Raw genomic sequence first — 2,004 nt, 5'->3', positions numbered from 1 at the left:
CGCAGAGGCCAATGCGTTCAACTGCCACGTTTTTTCTTGATTGAATCCGGAACTGCTCGTTTACTTTGCGTAAGGGAGCGAGTTTGGCCGTTCAATCGGCACTTTCAGGGACATAAGCGGACACGGGAAGGGTGCTGGGGAGCACCCTCGAGGGAGCAATTTTGCAGCAACATGCAGGGACAACGTCTGGCGAGGCGACGGGCTCGGTATTTCTGGATTCCGAAACCCTCGGCAGGCTGAAAGCAGGGACAGACCGCGCGCAGGTATCGCAGGCTTGGTTGGCCGCGATGGCCCGACAGGTGGCAGGTCTGGAACAGGGGTTGGTGGTGCTGGCCGGGATCGGGCGCAGCCGGTTCGAGCCTGCCGCGGTCTGGCCAGAGAATGCGAAACCGAAACGCGAATTGATGGCAGCCATCGACGGCGCGATCCATGCCGAGCGCATGGTGATCGAGACGCTGAGCGAAGGCGGCGCGGCCATCGCGGTGCCGATCCGTATGGAGGGCCAGCTCCGCGGTGCGGCGGCGATCCAGATCGGCGCGCATCCGGAGGCGCGCACCGACCTTGCGATCGATCAGCTGCAATGGGGCTCGGGCTGGCTCGAGGCGTTTTTGCGCCGCAAGCAGGGCGGCTCGGGCGACAGCCTCGCCTCGGTGATCGAACTGCTCGCGACCAGCCTGCATTACAATCGCTTCACCGAAGCGGCGACCGCGGTGGCCTCTGAACTTGCGGGCGTTCTGAATTGCGAACTGGTCGCGATCGGCCTGACCCGTGGGCGTCATGCGCGCGTCCGGGCACTGTCGAATTCCGCGAGCTTCGGCAAGCGGTCCAACCTCGTGCGCGCGATCGAGGCCGCGATGGACGAGGCGATCGACCAGCAGGCGGTGCTAAGCTATCCGCCGCCCGAGGACGGGTCCGAACGGGTGCTGCGCGCCCATGCCACCCTGTCGGAAACCGAGGGCGGGGCGACGCTCTGCACGGTGCCGCTGACCGAGGACAAGAAACTGGTCGGCGCGCTGGTGCTGGAACGCCCGGCGGGCGAGCCGTTCGGGCGCGACACGATCCAGATGGCGGAATATGCGGGCGTGCTGCTCGGTCCCGTTCTGGCGATCAAGCGGCGCGAGGACCGCTGGCTGCCCGCGAAGACATGGGATGCGAGCGTCAATACGTTCAAGGCGCTGTTCGGCCCCAATCATGCGGCGCTGAAACTGGCCGCAATTGCGCTGGTCGCGTTGCTGGCCTTCGCGTGGTTCGCCAAGGGCATGTATCGCGTGACCGCCGATGCGACCATCGAAGGCCGCATCCAGCGCGCGATCTCGGCCCCCATTGAGGGCTATCTGGCCGAGGCCGATGCGCGCGCGGGCGATATCGTGAAGGCGGGCGAGGTGATGGCCAAGCTCGACGACCGCGACCTGCGGCTCGAGCGGCTGAAATGGGAAAGCCAGAAGTCCAAGCAGACCCGCGAATATTCGCAAGCCATGGCCAAGCGCGAACGCGCCAAGGCGCTGATCCTGCAAAGCCAGATCGAACAGGCGGATGCGCAGATCGAACTGCTCGATCAGGAGATCGGGCGGATGGTGATCAAGGCGCCCTTCGACGGGGTCGTGGTCTCGGGCGATCTGACGCAGGCGCTGGGGGCGCCGATCGAGCGCGGCGACGTGCTGTTCCAGGTCGCCCCCCTCGATGATTACCGCGTGATGCTGCGTGTAGACGAGCGCGACGTGAAGGATGTGAAAGCGGGCGAGAGCGGCGCGCTCATTCTGGCCTCGCTGCCCGACACGCCTATCGAAGTGCAGGTCGACCGGATCACGCCGATCTCCAATGCCGAAGCGGGGGCGAACAAGTTCCTCGTCGAGGCCTCCGTGACCGACGGGCCGATCGATGCGCTGCGTCCGGGCATGGAGGGGGTCGCCAAGATCGAGGTCGAGGAACACCGCCTCGTCTGGATCTGGACCCGGCGGATCGTTCTCTGGGTGCGCATGACGCTCTGGTCCTGGTGGCCGTGAC

Annotated in this window: 1 protein-coding gene; it reads left to right on the top strand. The window is 65.7% G+C overall.

Features of this window, described 5'->3' with window-relative positions:
• Nucleotides 1-287 precede the first annotated feature (287 nt).
• Nucleotides 288-2,003 (top strand): efflux RND transporter periplasmic adaptor subunit, encoded by a 1,716-nt coding sequence (locus tag BMI91_RS02800; protein ID WP_146683996.1) that lies wholly within the window; start codon nt 288-290, stop codon nt 2,001-2,003.
• The last annotated feature ends 1 nt before the right edge of the window (nt 2,004 follow it).

It is taken from the genome of Thioclava sediminum, assembly GCF_002020355.1.
Lineage (GTDB): Bacteria > Pseudomonadota > Alphaproteobacteria > Rhodobacterales > Rhodobacteraceae > Thioclava > Thioclava sediminum.
This window is presented reverse-complemented; position numbering and strand designations above follow the sequence as displayed.

Excerpts from the sequence above, each read along its gene's own strand:
- BMI91_RS02800 (WP_146683996.1), top strand. The coding sequence starts at position 288 with ATGGCCCGACAGGTGGCAGGTCTGGAACAGGGGTTGGTGGTGCTGGCC.